At 71.3% G+C, this 19,604-nt stretch carries 15 protein-coding genes and 1 tRNA gene; 7 read left to right on the top strand and 9 right to left on the bottom strand.

Annotated elements, in window-relative coordinates; translation table 11 throughout:
• Positions 1–65: 65 nt before the first annotated feature.
• The 4 genes from AACG61_RS00555 to AACG61_RS00540 form a co-directional block, all read right to left on the bottom strand.
• Positions 66–683 (bottom strand): glycosyltransferase family 29 protein, encoded by a 618-nt coding sequence (locus tag AACG61_RS00555; protein ID WP_411838086.1) that lies wholly within the window; start codon positions 681–683, stop codon positions 66–68.
• Positions 680–1,708, bottom strand: a complete 1,029-nt coding sequence (locus AACG61_RS00550) for a glycosyltransferase family 4 protein (protein WP_411838084.1) — start codon at positions 1,706–1,708, stop codon at positions 680–682. The genes AACG61_RS00555 and AACG61_RS00550 overlap by 4 nt, the downstream gene beginning before the upstream one ends.
• A complete protein-coding gene (locus AACG61_RS00545) occupies positions 1,701–2,888 on the bottom strand; it encodes an MFS transporter (RefSeq protein ID WP_411838083.1) in 1,188 nt (395 codons plus the stop codon). The genes AACG61_RS00550 and AACG61_RS00545 overlap by 8 nt, the downstream gene beginning before the upstream one ends.
• A gap of 83 nt (positions 2,889–2,971) precedes the next feature.
• Entirely contained in the window at positions 2,972–3,493 is a 522-nt protein-coding gene (locus AACG61_RS00540) for a hypothetical protein (protein WP_411838082.1), read from the bottom strand.
• Between the two features lie 198 nt (positions 3,494–3,691).
• On the opposite strand from AACG61_RS00540, the gene leuB reads away from it, so the two are divergent.
• The 3 genes from leuB to AACG61_RS00525 all read left to right on the top strand — a co-directional run bounded on the left by leuB (position 3,692) and on the right by AACG61_RS00525 (position 5,892).
• Positions 3,692–4,813, top strand: a complete 1,122-nt coding sequence (gene leuB, locus AACG61_RS00535; protein ID WP_411838081.1) for a 3-isopropylmalate dehydrogenase — start codon at positions 3,692–3,694, stop codon at positions 4,811–4,813.
• Positions 4,814–4,861: 48 nt separating this feature from the next.
• A complete protein-coding gene (locus tag AACG61_RS00530) occupies positions 4,862–5,770 on the top strand; it encodes a DMT family transporter (RefSeq protein ID WP_411839545.1) in 909 nt (302 codons plus the stop codon).
• A 45-nt stretch (positions 5,771–5,815) separates the two neighbouring features.
• Positions 5,816–5,892 (top strand) — tRNA-Pro (locus AACG61_RS00525).
• A 77-nt stretch (positions 5,893–5,969) separates the two neighbouring features.
• On the opposite strand, the gene AACG61_RS00520 is transcribed toward AACG61_RS00525, so the two are convergent.
• Positions 5,970–7,337, bottom strand: coding sequence for a PLP-dependent aminotransferase family protein (locus tag AACG61_RS00520; protein ID WP_411838080.1), 1,368 nt, complete (start codon positions 7,335–7,337; stop codon positions 5,970–5,972).
• A gap of 184 nt (positions 7,338–7,521) precedes the next feature.
• Here AACG61_RS00520 and AACG61_RS00515 point away from each other — a divergent pair, with 184 nt between their 5' ends.
• Both AACG61_RS00515 and AACG61_RS00510 read left to right on the top strand, forming a co-directional pair.
• Positions 7,522–7,887: a DUF983 domain-containing protein gene (locus AACG61_RS00515; protein ID WP_411838079.1), complete on the top strand. Its 366-nt coding sequence runs from the start codon at positions 7,522–7,524 to the stop codon at positions 7,885–7,887.
• A 44-nt stretch (positions 7,888–7,931) separates the two neighbouring features.
• Entirely contained in the window at positions 7,932–8,771 is an 840-nt protein-coding gene (locus AACG61_RS00510; protein ID WP_411839544.1) for a DMT family transporter, read from the top strand.
• Between the two features lie 12 nt (positions 8,772–8,783).
• Here AACG61_RS00510 and AACG61_RS00505 read toward each other — a convergent pair whose 3' ends face one another.
• Together AACG61_RS00505 and AACG61_RS00500 are read right to left on the bottom strand one after the other, a co-directional pair.
• Positions 8,784–9,335, bottom strand: coding sequence for an ActR/PrrA/RegA family redox response regulator transcription factor (locus AACG61_RS00505; protein ID WP_411838078.1), 552 nt, complete (start codon positions 9,333–9,335; stop codon positions 8,784–8,786).
• A 78-nt stretch (positions 9,336–9,413) separates the two neighbouring features.
• Positions 9,414–10,040 carry an SCO family protein gene (locus AACG61_RS00500; protein WP_411838077.1) on the bottom strand — a complete coding sequence of 209 codons (627 nt, stop codon included), beginning with the start codon at positions 10,038–10,040 and terminating at the stop codon, positions 9,414–9,416.
• A 91-nt stretch (positions 10,041–10,131) separates the two neighbouring features.
• On the opposite strand from AACG61_RS00500, the gene AACG61_RS00495 reads away from it, so the two are divergent.
• Positions 10,132–11,490, top strand: coding sequence for an ActS/PrrB/RegB family redox-sensitive histidine kinase (locus tag AACG61_RS00495; protein WP_411838075.1), 1,359 nt, complete (start codon positions 10,132–10,134; stop codon positions 11,488–11,490).
• Between the two features lie 68 nt (positions 11,491–11,558).
• Positions 11,559–13,172, top strand: coding sequence for a PAS-domain containing protein (locus tag AACG61_RS00490; RefSeq protein ID WP_411838074.1), 1,614 nt, complete (start codon positions 11,559–11,561; stop codon positions 13,170–13,172).
• Positions 13,173–13,181: 9 nt separating this feature from the next.
• Here the strand turns inward: AACG61_RS00490 and AACG61_RS00485 are convergent, their stop codons facing one another.
• Positions 13,182–17,660 carry a translocation/assembly module TamB domain-containing protein gene (locus tag AACG61_RS00485; RefSeq protein WP_411838073.1) on the bottom strand — a complete coding sequence of 1,493 codons (4,479 nt, stop codon included), beginning with the start codon at positions 17,658–17,660 and terminating at the stop codon, positions 13,182–13,184.
• On the bottom strand, positions 17,660–19,531 hold the full coding sequence (locus AACG61_RS00480) for an autotransporter assembly complex protein TamA (RefSeq protein WP_411838072.1): 1,872 nt from the start codon (positions 19,529–19,531) through the stop codon (positions 17,660–17,662). Before AACG61_RS00480 ends, AACG61_RS00485 begins: the two co-directional genes overlap by 1 nt.
• Positions 19,532–19,604 lie beyond the last annotated feature (73 nt).

The raw sequence follows: 19,604 nt of genomic DNA, 5'->3' as shown, positions 1-19,604 counted from the left end.
TGCTTGGTGCCCCGTTCCGGGGAAGCCGACAGGATTGCACAGGATGCAGGCCGCGCAAGGGCCGCCTAGCGGATCAGCGTCAGACGGTGGTCGCGCTGCAACAGATCGGCGACCCAGGCCGCCTCGGCTGCGAAATCATGCGGCACATCGGCGGCCGCGCGCCGTCCGGACAGCGACAGGCTGGCGAAGAAGTCGAAGCCGTAGAGCGTCAGCGCGGCCAGATCGCTGCGCAAGAGCAGGTCGATCATCATCGCCCCCGTAGTGGGCGGCGCGCCCAGCCTGCCCGCCAGCGTCTCGATATCGGCCAGCGGATGCAGGTAGAAGCCGGGGCCGGAGGCACTGTCCCAGTCCAGCCGCTTGCGCTTGGGCGACATCCACAGGATGCGGCCGGGATTCAGCCGCGCCCGGTCCGCATCGGGCAGGCGCGTGGCCAGCGCCAGCCAGTCGGTGCGCGTGCCGTGGCTGGCGGGGCCGGGCATCGGCGCGCGGTTGATGCGGATGACGCGGTCGGCGGCGTCGATCTGCGGCCCGTGGTCCTGCGCCGCCAGCGCGCGGGCGTTGCCGATCAGCGCGACCCGCTGGCCCCCGAGGTCCGACAGCAGCGCCGCCTGCGACACCGACAGCGCGGCCAGCGGCTCCTCGCGGCGCATCAGCCGGGCCGCGGTGAAGGCCAGCCGGTTCACAGAAGCGACCGATAGACGGCGGTGATGGCCTGGGCCTCGCCCGCGATGGCGTGGTTCGCGGCGACATGGGCGCGGGCGGCCTGTCCGGCGGCGGCACGCCCCGCATCGTCGTCCAGCCAGCGTGCCAGGGCGGCGGTCAGGGCGGGCGCGTCGTCCTTGGGGACCAGGCTGCCGGTCTCTCCGTCGCGGATCAGCGCCTCGTAGGCGCCGACGCGGGCGGCGACGGTGGGGACGGCGCAGGCGGCGGCCTCCAGGGGCGTCAGGCCGAACCCCTCCCACCGGGCGGGGGCGGCAAAGAGGTCCAGCGCCTGGTAATGCGCGACGACCTGCTCCCAAGGCAGCTCTCCCAGAAAGCGGATGCGGTTCTCCAGCCCGGCGGCGCGGATGCGCGCCTGGAGGTCTTCGGCAAAGGCGCGATTGTCGGGGGTGATGCGGCCGGTGAAGATGATCTGCGCCCGGGGGCGGGTGGGCAGCAGCTCCAGCCCCGCCTGGACCAGCAGATCGACGCCCTTCTGCGCGCGGATGCGTCCGAAGCAGCCGATCAGCACCGCGTCGGGGTCCAGACCCAAGCGCGCGCGCAGGGCGGCGCGGTCGGGGGCGGGGTGGAAGACGTCCGTATCCACGCCATGCAGGATGACGGTCGCGGGACGCTCCAGATAGCTGGCGGCCTGGGGCGAGGTCGCGATCAGCGCGTCCTGCTGCCGGATCAGCCAACGGGTGAAGCCGGTATGCCTGCGCTGCGCGGCCGAGGTGAACAGCAGCCGGTATTTCCGCCGCAGGATGCGGCGCAGGATCAGTCCCAGGGCCATTTCGGTGTTGCGGCGCGCGTGCCAGACCCGCCAGCGGTCGCGGGGCAGGGTGGCCGCGCGCCACAGCGGAATGTGGGGCACGTCCGCGGGCAGGCCGGGGCCGGTCGCGCGGATGTCGATCATGCGCGCCTGGACCGGGATCAGCCGCACCACCGTCGCCGTGACGCCCGACAGGCGACGTTTCAGGTTCGGTGCGACGATCAGCGGATTAGTCATGGGCAGCGGCCTCGGGGGTCAGGAAATACAGCAGGAACCCGATCGTCAGCGGGATCAGGAAGAACAGCCACAGCATAGCGAAGGCCTGCGCGGGGGGATAGGCCGCCTCGGCCGCGGCATAGACCGGGCGCGAGGCGAATTGCATCACCCCCACGCCGCCGATCGACATCATGTTGAGGAAGGTCATGCCCCTACCCACCAGATGCGGGGGCAGGAAGGACCGCCCATGCGCCATCAGCAGCGGATAGGCCGACCCGAAGAAGCCCAGCACCACCAGCAGCGCCGTGACCGTCGCCAGCGGCAGGGCGGGGGCCAGCCACATGGCCGACAGCGTCACGATCATCACCGCCGAGAAGATCATCGTGGCCCGCCGCGCGCTGCCCGCCAGCCGCGCGGCGGGGCCCACGGCAAAGCTGCCCGCGACCATGGCCAGCCCCATGGCCAGGGTCACCCGCCCGATCTGGGCGGCATCGGCGCCATGCACCTGCTCCAGCCAAGGGGCCGCCCAGAGGCCGCGGATCGCCGCCGTCACGGCATAGTTGACCGCGAACAGCGGCAAGATGAACCAAAGCGCGCGCAGGCGCAGGATCTGCCCGATCGAACCCTGCGGATGCCCCGCCCCCAGCCGCGCCGGATCGCGCACCGCGCCCAGGACCAGCGCCGCCACCATCAGCGTCACCGCCGCCAGCCCCCAGAGCGTCTGGCGCCAGCCCGCGGCCTCGATCACCCAGACCAGCGGCGATGCGCCCAGGATGTTGCCCAGAGAGCCGAAGCCCACCAGCACCCCGGCCAGCATCCCGAAGGCCGCCGGCGGATATTCCCGCGCGAAGATGTAATACGGCCCCATCAGCGCCGGAGAACAGCCGATGCCCAGCGCGGTCATCGCCAGATGCAGGTGCCACGGCGCCTGCGCCAGCGCGAACAGCACCGCCCCCCCGGCACCGCCCAGCGCCATCAGCCAGGCCACCGTCCGGCGCGGCCCGAACCGGTCCAGCGCCGCCCCCACCGGCAGCTGCATCGCCGCGAAGGCGATGAACCACAGCCCCGACGACAGGGCCAGATCGCCGGGCGTCGCGCCCAGCTGATCCTGCAGCGCGGGCGACAGCACGGCCAGAAAAGCCCGATAGAATTGCGACAGCATATAGGCCAGCACCAGGCTGACCAATCCGGCCTTGATCATGGACACATCCCTCCGTTCCCCGGCGCCACGCTGGGCCAAGGCGCGGAAAGCTGCAAGATGTGCAATCAGGTCGGAGGATGCGCCTATTCGGCGGGCGCATCCGCTTCGGGCTGGGCGTCCGGGGTGGCCGGGTCCTGCGGCGCGGCGGGCTCCCGGGTCGCGGCTTCGGGCGTCACGGGCTGCGCGCTGCCGCCCCGCTCCTCCAGCTCGGTGATCAGGACGGCCACGTCGGGGCCCAGCCGGTCGCAGGCATCGGGCTCCGAGAAGGCCGCGAATTCGGGGCGCACATAGTCGCGGTCGAAGGTCACCGCATCGACGCCCAGGACCTTCATCACCGCATCCGTGCTGCCGGTCAGCAGCTGCCATTCGGGGTCGCTGACGTCATAGGCGGGGCATTCCGCCGTCACCAGCCCGGCCCGGGCCAGACGCCGGGCCATCTCCTGCGCCTGATCGCCGTCCAGGCCCGACAGGTCGGGCAGCGGCACCACGAGGCGGTCGCCGGGAACGCCGTCCGGCCCCTGCGCCGCGGCCGGTCCGATCAGGGCCAGCGTGCCCATGGCCGCGACCAGCAGGGGGGCGGCGATCCGGGGGGTCCAAGTCGTCATGGGTCGATCCTTTGCTTCCGCATCAGGCGCGCAGGGTCGGCGCAAGGCGCGGCGGGTGCAAGGCAAACTGTCGTGAGCGCCCCGTGCGGGGTCGGGGCCGCATCGGCGGCGCGGCCAATCTTGACCCCGCGGCAGGGGGGGTCTAACCCGGTCCGGCAGCCCGCGCGCCCTGTCTGCGGGCCTCTGACTGGAGGGATCATGTCCGACGCCTATTCGCTTCTCATCCTGCCCGGAGACGGGATCGGTCCCGAGGTCATGGCCGAGGTGGTCAAGGTGATCGACTGGTTCCGCGCCAACCGCGGCATGGCCTTCGACGTGCGTCACGGGCTGGTCGGCGGGGCGTCCTACGACGCGCATGGCACGCCCCTCACGGATGCCACCATGGCCGAGGCGCAGGCGGTGGACGCGGTCCTGCTGGGCGCGGTGGGCGGCCCGAAATACGACGTGCTGGATTTCAGCGTCAAACCGGAACGCGGCCTTCTGCGCCTGCGCAAGGAGATGGACCTGTTCGCCAACCTGCGCCCGGCGCAGTGCTTCGACGCGCTGGCCAACTTCTCCTCGCTCAAGCGCGAGGTCGTGGCGGGCCTCGACATCCTGATCGTGCGCGAACTGACCTCGGGCGTCTATTTCGGCGAACCGCGCGGCATCCATTCCGACGACAACAACCCCGGCAACGAGGGCGGCCGCGTCGGCATCAACACCCAGCGCTACACCAGCGGAGAGATCCGCCGCGTCGCCCGGTCCGCCTTTGAGCTTGCCCGCGCCCGCGGCAACAAGGTCTGTTCGATGGAAAAGGCCAACGTCATGGAGTCGGGCATCCTGTGGCGCGAGGAGGTCCAGTGGGTGCATGACAACGAATACCCCGACGTGGAGCTGTCGCACATGTATGCCGACAACGGCGCGATGCAGCTGGTGCGCGCGCCGCGTCAGTTCGACGTGATCGTGACGGACAACCTCTTCGGCGACATCCTGTCGGATGCGGCGGCGATGCTGACCGGGTCCCTAGGCATGCTGCCCTCCGCCTCGCTCGGCGCGGCGACGGCCGGCGGCCGGCCCAAGGCGCTCTACGAGCCCGTCCACGGATCGGCCCCCGACATCGCCGGTCAGGGCAAGGCCAACCCCATCGCCTGCATCCTCAGCTTCGCGATGGCGCTGCGCTACTCCTTCGGCGAAGGGGCTGCGGCCGATCAGCTGGAGGCCGCGGTGGAACGCGTGCTGGCCGATGGCGTCCGCACCGCCGACCTGATGGGCCCCGAGGGCGGCACGCCGGTCAGCACCGCGCAGATGGGCGATGCCATCGTCGCCGCGCTGGAGGCCTGATTGGCGCTGACGGGCAATGTCAGGGGCGCGTTGCTGCAATTGGCGGCGATGGGCCTCTATGCGACGCATGACGTGGTGATCAAGTCCCTCGGCGCCACCTATCCGGCGCTGCAGATCCTGTTCTTCGCCTCGCTCCTGTCATTCCCGCTGGTCAGCATCGTGCTGATGCGCGACCCCCATCCCGGCACGCTGCGCCCCGTCAATCCGGGCTGGGTGGCGCTGCGCACCGTCTGCGCGGTCATCGCGGGGGCGGCGGGGTTCTTCGCCTTCTCGACCCTGCCCCTGGCGCAGGTCTATGCGATCCTGTTCACGACGCCGCTGCTGATCACCATCCTGTCGATCCCGCTTCTGGGGGAACGGGTGGGCCGGCACCGGTGGGCGGCGGTGGTGGTGGGCCTGTCGGGGGTGCTGATCGTGCTGCGTCCCGGCGGGCAGGACCTGCAGCTGGGCCATGCGGCGGCGCTGGCGGGTGCGGTGGCCAGCGCGGTCGCCGCGGTCATCATCCGCCGCCTCGGCCGGGCCGAGCGGCCGATGGTGCTGCTGATGTGGCCGATGCTGGGCAACTTCTTCGCGACGGGTGCGTCGCTGTCGATCAGCTATCAGCCCATGGCGCTGGAGCATCTGGCGATGACCGGGATCATCGCGGCCCTGGGCCTGGCGGGCGGGTTCCTGGTGATCCTGGCCTATCGCGCCGGAGAGGCGGCGATCGTGGCGCCGATGCAGTATTCGCAGATCCTCTGGGCCACCGCCTATGGCTGGTTCCTGTTCGGAGAGGGCGTGGACCCCGCGACCCTCCTGGGCGCGGTCGTGATCATCGCATCCGGCATCTACATCGTCTGGCGCGAGAGCCGGGGCGTCAGCGCGAACCGCCCCGCCACCAGCGCGCGCCTGCGCCCCGAGACGGTGACCGCGCCGAAATCCACGATCCTGCAAAGATTGTGGCCGCCGCGCGCCTGAGGGCTTGCATTCGCGCGACGGCCGCGTTAACTGCCCGCCTACGGTCGGAGCGTAGCGCAGCCTGGTAGCGCACCTGCTTCGGGAGCAGGGGGTCGGAGGTTCGAATCCTCTCGCTCCGACCATTTTCCCGATCCCCCATCATCCCGCCGGCCCTGCGCCATCCGCCACAGGCATGTCCGACGGACGGCCGCGCCGCGTCTCAGACGATCGTCCGCGCCTGCGCCCGCGGCCGCTCCATCAGCGAGGCGAGTTGAAGAAGGCCCTCCTCCAGCACCGCCCTGTCCGGCGCGATTCCCAGCGACAGGCGCACGGCCTGCGTCGCGTCGGGGATCACCGCGAAGGCCGAGGCCGGAACGATCGACACGCCCGCACGCTCGGCATGGTCCGCGAAATCCTCGGCCCGCCAGGGGTCGGGCAGGGTCAGCCACAGGTGATGGCCCTCGGGGTCCGCGGCCAGGCGGCACCCCGCAAGGACCCGGGCCGCCAGCGCCTGCCGCGCGCGATTCTCGGACCGGATCGCCGCCGTGACGGTGTCCAGCCGTCCCTCGGCGATCCAGCGGCTGGCCATGGCGGCCAGGACCGGCGGGGCCATCAGCGTGGTCGCGCGCAGCACCGCCGCCAGACGGCCGGCACCGTCCGCATCGGGCGCTGCGACATAGGCCACCCTCAGCGCCGGCGTCACGCATTTCGACAGCGTGGCCAGATGCCATGTCAGCTCCGGCGCCAGGGTCGCCAGGGCCGCGGGCCGGTCGGACCGAAGGGCGCCGTAGGGATCGTCCTCGATCAGGATCACGCCGAAGCGCCGGGCGATGGCCGCGATCCGGATGCGGCGGGCCTCGGACAGGGTCGCGGTCGTCGGATTGTCGATGGAGGGCACCACATACAGCGCCTTCGGGGCCGCCATCCGACACGCGCGCTCGAAATCCTCGGGGATCAGCCCGCCCTCGTCCATGGCGATGGGCTCGATCCCGAGGCCCTGCTGCGCGGCGACCGCCCGGAGGCCGGGATAGGTCAGCCGACCGGCGGCCAGCACGTCCCCGGCCGCAAGCAGCAGCGCGCAGAGCGCGTAGAGCCCCGACTGCGCCCCCGCGGCCAGGACGACCCGTTCGGACCCGACGGCCCCGATCCGTGCCGAGAGCCAGCGCGCCCCGGCCTGGCGGTCCGCCAGCGCGCCAGCGCTCTGCTGATACTGCAGGCAGAGCCCGCCGCGCGGCCCGGACAGCACCGCGTTCATCGTCTGCGCGAACAGGCGGCGAAAGTCGATCGCGGCCGGCTGCGGAGGAATGTTCATGGACAGATCGAGCAGGGGCGCGGGGCCGCCGGGCTCCGGGTCCTCGCGCACGAAGGTCCCCCGCCCGGCCTGCGCGGCGACCAGACCGCGCCGCCGCGCCTCGTTGAAGGCCCGCGTCACCGTCGTCAGGTCCACGTCCAGCGCCTCGGCGATGGCGCGCTGCGCGGGCAGGCGCTCTCCGGGCAGGATGCTGCCGCGCCGGATGTCGGCCTCGAGCGCCTCGACGATGCCCAGATACTTCAGGGGCGCCTCATCGACGGAACGCGGCTTCCACATGTCATGCCCCCAGGATGTCCGGTCTGTCAGGGGTCGAATGCTAGCAATGTATGGCCGCACGGACAAGCGCGGCGTCCTTTTTGTTCTGCCTTTTTCGGATATGACCGAACGATCGTCATTGCAATGTATGGCATCAAGGCCATACATTGCGCGTGATGCAAATGGGCGGGGAAGGCTGATCGGCATGCCGGAAGAACGCAAGGACAAGGCGGCCGTCATGCGCGGCCTGTGCAACCGCTGCCCCAACTGCGGCGAGGGGCGCATCCTGAGGGGCTATCTGGACGTCATCCCGGAATGCCCGACCTGCGGCCTTGCGTTCCGGCGCTATCCGGCGGCGGACGGTCCGGCCTTCTTCACCATGACGATCATGCTGCTGCTGCTGATCCCGCTTCTGGGCTACACCTGGGTCGTGTTCCGGCCCAGCCCGCTGATGCTCCTGCTGATCGTGGGGGCGATCACCGGCGCGCTCACCATGATCCTGCTGCGCGTCATCAAGAGCGCCTTCATCGCCTATCTCTGGGCGCATGACGAACAGGACCGCGGGGCGTGACCCTGCCGTCCGATCATCGGCAGAACCTGGCCGGCGCGGCGTGGATGACCGCCGCGATGGCCGCTTTCGCGGTCGAGGACGCGCTGGTCAAGGCCGTGGCCGAAATCCTGCCCGTCGGTCAGGTCATGATCCTGTTCGGCCTGGGGGGTGCCGCCCTGTTCGCCGTCGTCGCCCTGCAGCGGGGCGAGGCGCTGATGACGCGGGACGTGATGTCGCGCGCCATGCGCATCCGGGTCGTCTTCGAGATCACGGGGCGGCTGTTCTACGTCCTGGCGCTGGCGCTGATCCCGCTCTCGACCGCGACGGTGATCCTGCAGGCGACGCCCCTTGTGGTGGTGGCCTCGGCCGCGATGATCTTCGGCGAACGGGTCGGCTGGCGGCGCTGGACGGCCATCGGGCTGGGCCTGAGCGGGGTGCTGATCATCCTGCGTCCGGGGACCGAGGGGTTCTCGGCCCTGTCGCTCCTGGCGGTGGTCGGCATGCTGGGCTTTGCGGGCCGCGACCTGGCCAGCCGCGCGGCCCCGAAAAGCCTGGGCACGGCGGTTCTGGGCCTCTACGGATTTCTGGCGCTGGCGACGGCGGGGCTACTGTTCTCGCTGTGGCGGCAGGAGGCGTTCCGCGTCCCGGACGCGCGGACCGCGCTGCTTCTGACGGCGACCATCGTCGTGGGGACGGCGGCCTATTCCGGCCTGATGAAGGCGATGCGCACGGGCGCGGTGTCGGCGGTCACGCCATTCCGCTATACAAGGCTGCTGTTCGGGCTGGTGCTGGGCATCGCGATGTTCGGGGAACGGCTGACGCCCGGCACGCTGCTGGGATCGGCGCTGGTCGTCCTGTCGGGTCTGTTCATCCTGTGGCGCGGCCGGAGGGCGGTGGCGGCCTGAGCCGCCGGCCCCTCAGCGCGGGCCGCGCTTGGCCAGGATGCGCTGCAGCGTGCGGCGATGCATGTGCAGGCGGCGGGCGGTCTCGCTGACATTGCGCTCGCACTGCTCATAGACGCGCTGGATATGCTCCCACCGGACGCGGTCGGCGGACATCGGGTTCTCGGGCGGCGGCGGCAGCAGCTCGCCGCTGGAGAGCAGGGCCGAGGTCACGTCATTGGCATCCGCGGGCTTGGCCAGATAGTCGGTCGCGCCCATCTTGACGGCGGCCACGGCGGTCGCGATCGCGCCATAGCCGGTCAGCACGATGATGCGCGCGTCCGCCCGCTTGTCGCGCAGCGCCTCGACCACATCCAGCCCGTTGCCGTCCTCCAGACGCAGGTCCACCACGGCATAGGCCGGGGCGCGCCGCTCGATCATGCGCATGGCGCCGGCGACCGTCAGCGAGGTCTCGGTCTGAAAGCCCCGCTTCTCCATCGCGCGCGCCAGGCGGGTCACGAAGATCTCGTCGTCGTCCACCAGGAGCAGGGAGGCGTCGGGGCCGATCTGTGCGTTCAACTGTTCCATCCGAAGCCCTTTCCCGGGAATGTGTGCAGAAGGTGGGCGATGGCGTCGCGGAATGCAAACCCCATGCGACAAACTGCCTTACGCGGCCGCATCCATGTGGCAGGCGACCGTCTCGGCGATGCGCTCGGGCGCGGTGTCGCGCGAGAAGAACTCGACCGTCCGGTTGCCGGGCATCACCAGATAGGTGTTGGTCATGTGATCGACCAGGTAGAACTCCTTGTCCTCCTCGTCGTTCAGCTTGAAGTAGTTGCGCCAGCCCTTGTTCACGGCGGCGATCTCCTCGTCCGATCCGGTCAGCCCGACCATGCGGTCCGAGAACATGTCGGTATAGTCCGCCAGGACCTCGGGCGTGTCGCGACGCGGATCGACGGTGACGAACACGGTCTGCACGTCGCGCCCCTCCTCGGTCAGCAGGGCCTCGGCCTCGGCGTTGCGGGCGGCGTCCAGCGGGCAGACGTCGGGACAGAAGGTGAAGCCGAAATAGAGCAGCGACGGCTTGTCGAAGACCTCGTCCTGGGTCACGCGGACCCCGTCCTCGCGGGTCAGCACGAAATCGGTGCCGAAGGCGTCCATGCCGCCCGCCACGGCGCTGCCGCCGCATTGCGCGACCGCCACGTCGTCGCGGGTCAGCAGGAACAGCGATCCGCCCACCAGCACGCCGACGGCTGCGGCGGCCCCGATCATCAGGATTTTCCGGTCGGTCATGGCGGGCTCCTCTGGCGTGACGAATGTGCGCATTGATCGCGCATCGACCGCCGGGTATCAAGGTCGGGCAATGTCGCAGCAAGGGCGGTCGATGTCGAAGTCCTCCGGTCCCGCCTCCCCCGTCCATCCCGATCCGTCGCCGGATGCGGCGGGCTTCTCCGCTCCGTTCGAGACGCCGATGGCCGAACCCATCCGCATGCGCACGCTGGTGCTGCTGCGCTGGTTCGCGATCGGCGGGCAGATGGCGGCGGTGATCGTCGCGTGGATGATGGGCATCGGCTTCTGGAAGACGCCGATCGTCCTGCTGATCGCGGCGTCCATCACTATGAACCTGTGGCTGTTCCTGCGCCCGCCCAAACGCACCTCTCCGGGGCGCGCGGTGCGGCAGCTGTCCTTCGACCTGGTCCAGATCTCGACGCTGATGGCGCTGACCGGGGGGATGGCAAACCCCTTCGCGCTCCTGGTGCTGGCGCCGGTGACCATCGCCGCCGCCTCGCTGAACGCGCGGCAGGTGCTGGCCCTGGGGCTGGCCACGGTGGCGCTGATCTCGGTCGCGGCGGTCTTCGGGCTGCCGCTGCGCGACCCGGACGGAGAGATCCTGCGGATGGAGCCGATCCTGGCCGTGGGTCACTGGGTCGCGCTGGTCATCGGGGTGGTGTTCTTCGCGGGCTATGCGCATCGCGTCACGGGCGAGCTGTCGGACACATCCGGGGCGCTTTTCGCGACGCAGATGGCCCTGGCGCGCGAACAGCGGCTGCAGCATCTGGGCGGCGTCGTCGCGGCGGCCGCGCATGAGATGGGCACGCCCCTGGCCACCATCAAGCTGATCGCGGCCGAGCTGGCCGACGAGCTGGAGGACCGGCCCGACCTGCGCGCCGATGCCATCGCCCTGCGCGACAGCGCCGACCGCTGCGCGGCGATCCTGCGCAGCATGGGTCGCGCGGGCAAGGACGACCTGCACATGCGCGCGGCCCCCCTGCGCGCCGTCCTGGAGGACGCGGCCGAGCCCCATGCCGATCGCGGCCCGCAGATCGAGATCCATGCCGAGGGTCCGGTGATCCACCGCGACCCGGCCATCATCCACGCGCTGCGCAACCTGATCCAGAACGCCGTCGACTTTGCCGAAAGCCGCGTCGTGATCGAGACGCAGGTGACGCAGGGCGCTCTGGTCGTCACGGTGCGCGACGACGGGCCGGGCTTTCCGCCGCATCTGCTGTCGCGGATCGGCGACCCCTACCTGTCGCGGCGCGCCGAGGCGCAGCGCGGCAGCTATGAGGGGATGGGCCTGGGCCTCTTCATCGCCAAGACCCTGCTGGAGCGGTCGGGCGCGCGGCTGACCTTCGCCAATGGCGGGCCGGGCGCGGTCGTGTCGGTGCGCTGGCCGCTGGAGCGCATCCGCGCGCAGGACCGGGTCGCGCTGGCGCACAACCCCACCTTCGCCGCGGGCTGAGACGGTCTTAACGGGTTGTTAATAATGAACGCCCTATGATCCGCCGGAACTGAAGAGGGGCATCGCAGATGGACATCCAGGGTGCAGTTTTCGTGGCGGTGGCGATCCTGTGCGGGACCGCCTCGGTGCTGCTGGCGGTCGCGGCGATCCGGCTGTGGGATGCGCGGCGCGGCGGGCGGCGGCGCATCGCGGCACCCGGCCGGGCGCTGGACGGGCAGGTCCAGCCGATGGTGTTCCTGTTCAACGCCGCGCGGCTGGTCGACGCGACCCCGCCCGCGCGCGCGCTTCTGGACCGGATCGGCACGCCCGATGACGACTGGATGCGGCTGATGTGCTGGATCGGGCCGCGCTTTCCCGAGGCGCCCGAACGGCTGGCCCATCTGGACCGCGTCGGACGGGTCGAGATGGTGGGCCAGCAGGGCCATGGCAGCGCCGTGCTGCGCCTGCTGGGCGAGGATCTGGGCCACGGGCTGTGGCGGCTGACGCTGACCGATCCGGGGGCGGAACATGCCGGCATCGTGGTCGATTCGATGTCGCTGCAGGCCATGGAGGAGGAGCTGGAGCTGCTGCGCGGGGCGCTGGACCAGACGCCGATGCTGGTCTGGCGGCTGGATGCCGAGGGTCGGGTGACCTGGGCCAACGCCGCCTATCTGCGCCGGGCCGAGGCGCGGGCCGAAGGGGCGCTCGGCTGGCCGCTGCCGCGCCTGCTGGATGCGCCGCGACCCCGCGTGGGCGCCGAGGGCGCCAGCCGCCGCGCCGCGCTGGAGGATCACGGCATCGTCAGCTGGTACGACTGCCACAGCCACCGGATGGGCGATCAGGTGATGATGTTCGCCCTGCCCGCCGATGCGGCGGTGCGGGCCGAACGCAGCCTTCGCGACTTCGTGCAGACCCTGACCAAGACCTTTGCCGACCTGCCGATCGGGCTGGCGATCTTCGATCAGACGCGCAAGCTGCAGCTGTTCAACCCGGCACTGATCGACCTGACGCATCTGCCCACCGGCTTCCTGACCGCGCGCCCGTCGCTGTTCGACTTCCTGGACCAGCTGCGCGAGCAGCGCATGGTCCCCGAACCCAAGGACTATCGCAGCTGGCGTCAGCACATGGCCAATCTGGAGAGCGCCGCCGCCACCGGCCATCATGTCGAGACCTGGTCGCTGCCCGGCGGGCAGACCTATCGCGTGACCGGCCGCCCCCATCCCGACGGCGCCGTGGCCTTCCTGTTCGAGAACATCACCTCCGAGATGTCCCTGACGCGCAAGTTCCGGGCCGAGCTGCTTCTGGGGGCGCATGTGCTGGACGGGCTGGACGACGCGCTGGCGGTCTTTGCCACGGACGGTCAGCTGGTCCTGTCGAACCAGGCCTATCGCGGGCTGTGGGGCGCGTCCCCGGCCAGCCTGGCCGAGGCGGTCGGCCTGTGGGAGGCCGCATCGCCCCTGGGGCCGGGCTTTGCCGCGCTGCGCGAGGCGCTGGACCAGGGCGACGGCGCGGCGCTCAGCGGCGCGATGGCCGGGCCGCAGGGTCAGCTTCTGGGCTGGACGGTCACGCCGCTGTCGGGCGGGCGGCGGATGCTGCGATTCCGCATGGCGTCGGGTCAGCCGATGACCGCCATCGCGGCCATCGCACAGGCCGAGGTCGTCCCCGCCCTGCGCCCCCTGCCCAACGCGATGGGCGCGGACTGAGCCGCAGGCTCAGTAGTCGCGTTCGTAGAAGACGCCCAGGGAGCTGCCGCCGTTGCCGCCCACCGACCCCCGCGCCCTGAGCGATTCGGTGATGTCCAGGTTCAGGTTGATCGAGGACCGCCCGTTCTCTCCGACCGAGACGTCGGTATAGACGTTCTCGGACAGATAGCGCCCGGCCCGCAGCTCGATGTTGCCCTCGTCGTCGGTGGTCAGGTCCAGGTCGTCCAGGCCCGCGCTGTCGCGCAGGTTGCTGATGATCCCGTCGCCGCCCCGACCCGCCAGCACCGCGATGGCATTGGCCAGCTGCGCCGCCTGAAGCGGGCTGATGCTGTCCAGGCCGCGGCCGAACAGCAGCTGCGACAGCACCTCCTCCTGCGGCAGCTCGGGCGAGGATTCGAAGGTGATCTGCGGGTCGCGCACCTCTCCGTCGATGATGATGCGGGTGGTGATCTCGTCGCGCTCGGTCTCGGCCACCAGACGGATCACCGGGATCAGGCTGCCCTGCAGCTCGACCAGGCCCTCGGTCAGGGTGAAGCGGTTGCCCAGCAGATCCACGCGACCCCGGATCAGCTGCAGGTTGCCGATCGGGATGGCGTTGCGCGCGGTGCCCTGCACGCGGAAGCCGCCGCCCAGTTCCGCGTCCACCCCCCGCCCGCGGATGAAGACGCGGTTCGGCGCGTTGATCTCCAGATCCAGCCGCGGCGGGCGGCCCGGCGTCGCGGGCGGCCCGGCCAGCCCCGCCTCCAGCGCGGCATCGCTCGGATAGGGCTCCAGCCCGGCGCGCGCACGGGTGGCGCGGACCGGCGGGCGCTGGCTGCCGACATGGCTGATGTCGGGAATGGCGCGCGCGCCGCCCAGGCCCGTGGAGGGGATGCGGATCTCGGTCTCGCCCAGGTCGATCCGGCCCGAGATGACCTGACCCGTGGCCCCCGACCCGCTGAAGCGCAGCTGCCCGTCCACCACCGTCTGATAGAGGTTCGGATCGCGCAGCACGACCTGCGCCAGCGCGATCGACAGATCGACCGCCCCGTTCGACAGGTCCACCGGCCCCGACAGCGTCACCCGGCCGCCCGGCGTGACATTGGCCGCGCCGTCGATCTGCAGGCGCCCCGACTGGAACCCCGCGGTGACGTCGATCCCCTCCAGGCGGATGCCCAGACCCGGATCGGCCAGCCGCCCGTCCGTCAGCCGCACCTGGCCCGACAGCGCCTGCAGCGAGGGCGCACCCTGCAGCCGCAGGTCGATGGCCAGCGGCCCCTCCACGCTGCGGGTGCGCAGGGTGGTGTTGGCCAGCGCGGAATCGGCCCGCCCGGTGATCGCCAGATCGGTGGTCGATCCGTCGCGCGCCGCCCGGCCCGCGATACGCAGGTCGGTGTTGCCCGGCGCCGTGGCGCGCAGGTCCAGGGCAAAGTCCGGCCCCTCCTCGCGCAGCGTGCCGGTCACGGCCACCGCGCCCGGAAACTCGCGCAGGACCAGGCCCAGGTCGGACAACCGCGCATCCAGGTTGATCCCGGTCGCCGGAGCGCCGTCGGCGGTCACGGTCAGCTGCGGGTTGGTCACCGACAGGCGCTGCACCGAGATGCCCTGCGCGCCCTGGCTGGCGGCCAGGTCGAACCGCGTCTGGCCCGCCAGGACCGGATCGATGCGCGGCTGCCCCAGGGCCAGCCCCGAGGCGCTGCCGGTGGTCTCGATCCGCCGCGTGGTGCCGTCATCGGTGATCCGCGCCTGCGCCTGCAACGCGCCGCGGATGCCGTTGCCCAGAAAGCGCAGGTCGCCCGCATCCAGCTGAGCCTGCAGGTCGGTCGCGCCTGCGCCGACCTGTCCGGTGGCGCTGGCCTGCAGGCGGGGGTTGGTGATCCGCGCCTCCTGCAGGGTCAGGACGCCGCCCCGTTCGGTGCCGCTGACCGACAGGCGGGTCTCTCCGGCCAGGGCACCGTCCACCTGCGCCTGCCCCAGGGACAGATCGCGCGCGAGGCCCGTCAGGCTCAGGCGGCGGATGCCGTCGCCGGCCTCGGCGAAGCTGCCCTGCGCATCAAGGCTGCCGCGCCAGCCCGGCCCGAAGGGCGCCAGGCTGGCCACCTGCACGTCGCCGGTCAGGTCGGTGACGCCGGGACCATAGGTGCCCTGCACGCGGGCCTGCATCTGGTCGTTGGTCAGGCTTCCCTGGTCGATAGTCACCACGCCGTCGCGTTCGCTGGCGCTCAGCGCCAGCTGCGTCGTGCCGGTCAGCGCGCCGTCGGCGCCGGTCGCGCCCAGGGACAGGTCCTGTCCAGAGCCGGTCACCTCGATCCGGCGGGCGCCGTCCTCCTCGCGCAGGACCGCGTCGGCCTGAAAGCCGCCGCGCCAGTCCGCCCGAATGGAGGACAGGTCCACCACCGCCAGTCGCGCCGTCGCATCCAGCGCACCGGCGGCGAAATTGCCCTGCGCCTCGGCGCTCAGCTGCGGATTCTCCAGCCGGAACTCCTCCAGCTGGAACCCCGCCCGGGTCTGCACCGCATCGGCGCTCAGGCGGGTGCTGCCGCGCAGCGAATTGTCCAGCGCCTCGATTCCGATGCGCAGGTCCTCGGCCATGCCGGTCACCGTCAGGCGGCGCTGGTCGCGCGGGCCGCCCAGCACGGCCTCGGCCTCCAGCGATCCGCCCAGCTCCCCCCCGGCCTCGGCCAGAGACGGCATGGAGATCTGCGCCCGCAGGTCGCTGGTCAGGGTGCTGACCAGACCCTGCGCGGTGGCGGTCAGGCGGTTCGCGTCGATGCGGAAATCCTCGACCTCCAGGCCGCGCTCGTCGCGGCGGGCCTGCAGCATGATGGTCGATCGGCCGTCCAGCAGCTGGTCCAGCTGCGGCTGATCCAGCGCGATGTCGCGGCCTGTCACCTGCGCGTCGATCGCGAATTCGCGGCTGAGCAGCACGTAATAGCCCTGCAGATCCGCATCCGCCGCCCCGGTCAGGGGCCGCCCGGCCAGCTCGGACAGCCGCGCCAGGTCGGTATAGCGCGCGTCCGTATCGACCGACAGCGTGATGCCGCTGCCCAGGCCCGAGACCAGGAAGTTCCCGTCCAGCCCGTAATCCGCCCCGCGCACGCGCAGGTTGGTCACGTCCAGCGCATTGCCGGGGGTGAAGTTGAAGCCGGTGCGCCCCTCGATGCCGGTGCCGATGGCCTGCGCCAGGCCCGGATCGTCCAGCGCCAGGTCGCGCACCGCGAAGTCCAGCGCGCCGATCACCTCGGACAGCGCGCCCTCCTCCAGGAAGATCTGTCCGCGCCCGGCCAGATCGACCGCACCCAGGGCCGCACCGTTCAGGACCAGCGCGCCGATGCCCCCGTCCAGCCGCCAGCCGTCGCTGCGCGCCGCGTCATAGGCGAAGGTCAGGCGACCCGAATCGACCGTGGCGCCCTCGCCCGCGAAGGGCAGGGGGACCGGTACGACCGGCGCGCCTGCATCGCGGCCCAGCATGATCTCCAGCCGGGCCTCGCGCGGGGCGGAGCGGTCGTTGGTCGAGAACGAGCCGGACACGCGCAGCGCATCGGTGGTGATGTCCAGTTCCGGGATCTCCAGCCGCCCGGTCTCGGCCCGCCAGCCGCGGGCGGTGACGTTCGTCTCCTGCCCGAAGAAGGCGCGGTCCTGCGGGCGCAGCAGGGATGCCACGTCGCCGCCCAGCTGAAAGTCGAAGCCCGTGCCCGGCGTGCCGTCGGGGCCGGTCCGGCCGCTGGCGCTGACCCGGCCGGTGATGCGCGGCTGGCCGTTGGTGGCCAGGCGGATGTCGGCGGCAAAGTCGCGGATCTGGCCCTCGCCGCTGATCTGGGCGGTCAGGGCGGGCTTGTCATAGAGGTTGACCAGGTTGGCCAGAAGGCCGTCCGCGGCCTCGTCCAGGCCCAGGTTCAGGCGCAGCACCTGGCTCTCGTTGTTGTAGCCCGCGTCCAGCACGAACTGTCCGCGCGGGCCGTCCAGCCGGTCGATGGTCAGCTGGGCATTGCCTTCGCCGCCCTCCAGGCTGAGGCCGCCGGCGACCGACAGCGCGGCCTCGACCCCGATCACCGGCTCTCCCAGGACCACGCGCCCGGCGCGGATCTGCTCGATGTTCAGCGCGACGGGCAGTTCGGGCAGGGCAAAGACGCGCGCCTCGGTGCGCACGGCGGGCTGTTCGGATTGCGGCAGGCGGGGCAGCAGGATCTCGGCGGCGGACAGCTCGGCGATCTCGATCCGGCGGCGCAGCAGGGCGCTGCGGTTCCACTGGATCGCGCCGTCGCGCAGCGTCAGCCACGCGCCCTGACCGTCCGAGATGCGCATCTCGGTGAAGGTCGCCCGCGAGGAGAGCGCGCCCTGGAACCCCTCGATCACCACCTCGCGGTCGGTGCCCGAGAGGTTGCGTTCCAGAAGCCCGGTCAGAAAGCCGCGGTCGTCGTCCACCGCGGCACTGAGATCGGCGACGGTCTGTGCCAGGACGCCCAGGGGAAACAGGACGGCGAAGGCGATGATCCAGAATCTGCGCATCAGAATGCCTGCCCCAAGCCAAGATACAGTTGCACACCGCTGCCGGTGTCGCCCGAGACCGGCCCCGCCACGTCGAAGCGCAGCGGCCCGATGGGCGTGTCATAGCGCAGGCCCAGCCCCGCGCCCGCATGATCGCCGCTTTCGCCGCCGAACCCGTCCTGGGTCCAGACCTGGCCGTAATCGGCGAAGGCCACCAGGCCGATCTTCTCACGGACCTGGAAGCGCAGCTCGGCCGTGGCGCTGGCGACCGACAGGCCGCCCGTCTTGATCGGGGTGCCGTCGGGGCCGGTGATCTCCTCGACGCCCAGCGACTGATAGGGGTGACCGCGCACCGTGCCGCCCCCGCCCGAGAAGAACAGATAGTTGCGCGGCGTCGTGGCCAGTTCGGCCCCGAAGACCGACCCGGCCCGCGCCCGACCCGCCAGCGTGAAGCGGTCATCCGCCCCGAAGGAGCGGTAGACCCGCCCCTCGCCCAGCGCCCTGAGGCCGGAACTGGTGTCGCCCATGCCCGCGAAGGGCGTGACCTCTCCGCTGAGATAGAAGCCGCGCTTGGCGTTGTTCTGGTCGTCGCGGCGGTCCCAGATCGTCTCGACCGGCAGGGCCAGCACCTTGAAGTCGGTGCGCCCGTTGGCGTCGAAGGCGCGCGAGAACTGGTACTCCAGCTCTCCGTCCACGCTGAGGCGGTCGCTGAACAGATGCGTCAGGCCCAGGCCCAGGGTCGCCAGATCCTCGTCGTAATCCTCCTCGCGCATCTGCGCGATCTCGGCCTCCAGATAAGCGGTGGTGTCGGGGGTGATCGTGGCGGGGCGGTCCAGGCGGATGGTCAGCTCATCGTCGCGGTCGCTGGTCTTGGAGCCGATGTCCTTGACCTGCGCGTCGATGCGCAGCCGTTCGCCGCCGCCCAAGAGGTTGCGGTGCATCCAGTAGGCCGACAGCAGCGCCCCGTCCTCGGTCGAGATCTCGGCCCCCGCGCCGATCCGCCGGGGGGGCTGCTCGACCACCGTCAGATCCACGTCCAGCCGGTCGCCGGGCGACAGCGTCTCGGCCTCCTGCAGGGTGATCGCGGAAAAGACGCCGCTGCGGCGCAGGCGCTGGCGCACGGTCTCCAGCTCCTCGGGGTCGAAGCGCTCGCCCTCGGGGAAACCGGCGATCTTGCGCAGGCGGCGCTCGTTCAGGCGCTGATTGCCGCTGACCGACATGCGCCCGAAGCTGACCTGCGGGCCGGGGTCCAGCGCGATGCGGCTGTCCACGCGGTCGGCATCGTGATCGGCCACGATCTGCTGGTCGGCGACATCGGCCTTGGCATGGCCGAAGGCGCGCCAGCCGTCCACCCCGGCCAGCGCCGCGGCCCGCATCGTGCCGGTGCCCGCGGTCCGGCCCACGGCGTAGTCGTCCGAAATCTCGGTCCCCGGGGCGACCGGGGCGATCTGGGCGCGCGAGAACTGGAAGACCGGGCCGGGCTCGACGCCGACCGCCACGCGGGCCACCTGCGCGGGCGCGTCCAGGGGGGCGATCTCGGCGGCCTCGGTGCCGTCCAGGGTGATGGTGACCACAGCGTCGTAATGGCCCCGGTCATAGAGCAGGCCCAGCACGCGGGCGTAATCGCCCCGCGCGGCGGCCAGCACGTCCTGTCCGGTGGTGCGGTCCTCGCGCAGCGCGCCGGTCAGCAGCAGGGACTGGCGGATGGCGCGGGTCAGGTCCTCGTCCCCGCCCGCGACCCGCACGTCCAGGGCCACCGGCCCGTCCGCCTCGCTGCCGCGCCCGAACAGCCCCGAGAAGGGCGACGAGCTTTGCGCCACGGCCCCCGATGCCGCGAGGGCACCCGACAGCGCCGTTCCGGCCACCAGAAGCGCCTTGAGATATGCCCGCATCAACCCTGCCCCGTTCTTTTTGCTTGCGGCAATTGAAACAGGATCAGCCCGGTTTATCCAGCAATCTTTGGCC

The sequence above is a fragment of the Paracoccus sp. ME4 genome, from assembly GCF_046736325.1.
GTDB lineage: Bacteria > Pseudomonadota > Alphaproteobacteria > Rhodobacterales > Rhodobacteraceae > Paracoccus.
The sequence above is the reverse complement of the archived record's forward strand: the minus strand, read 5'-3'. Positions and strand labels throughout refer to the sequence as shown.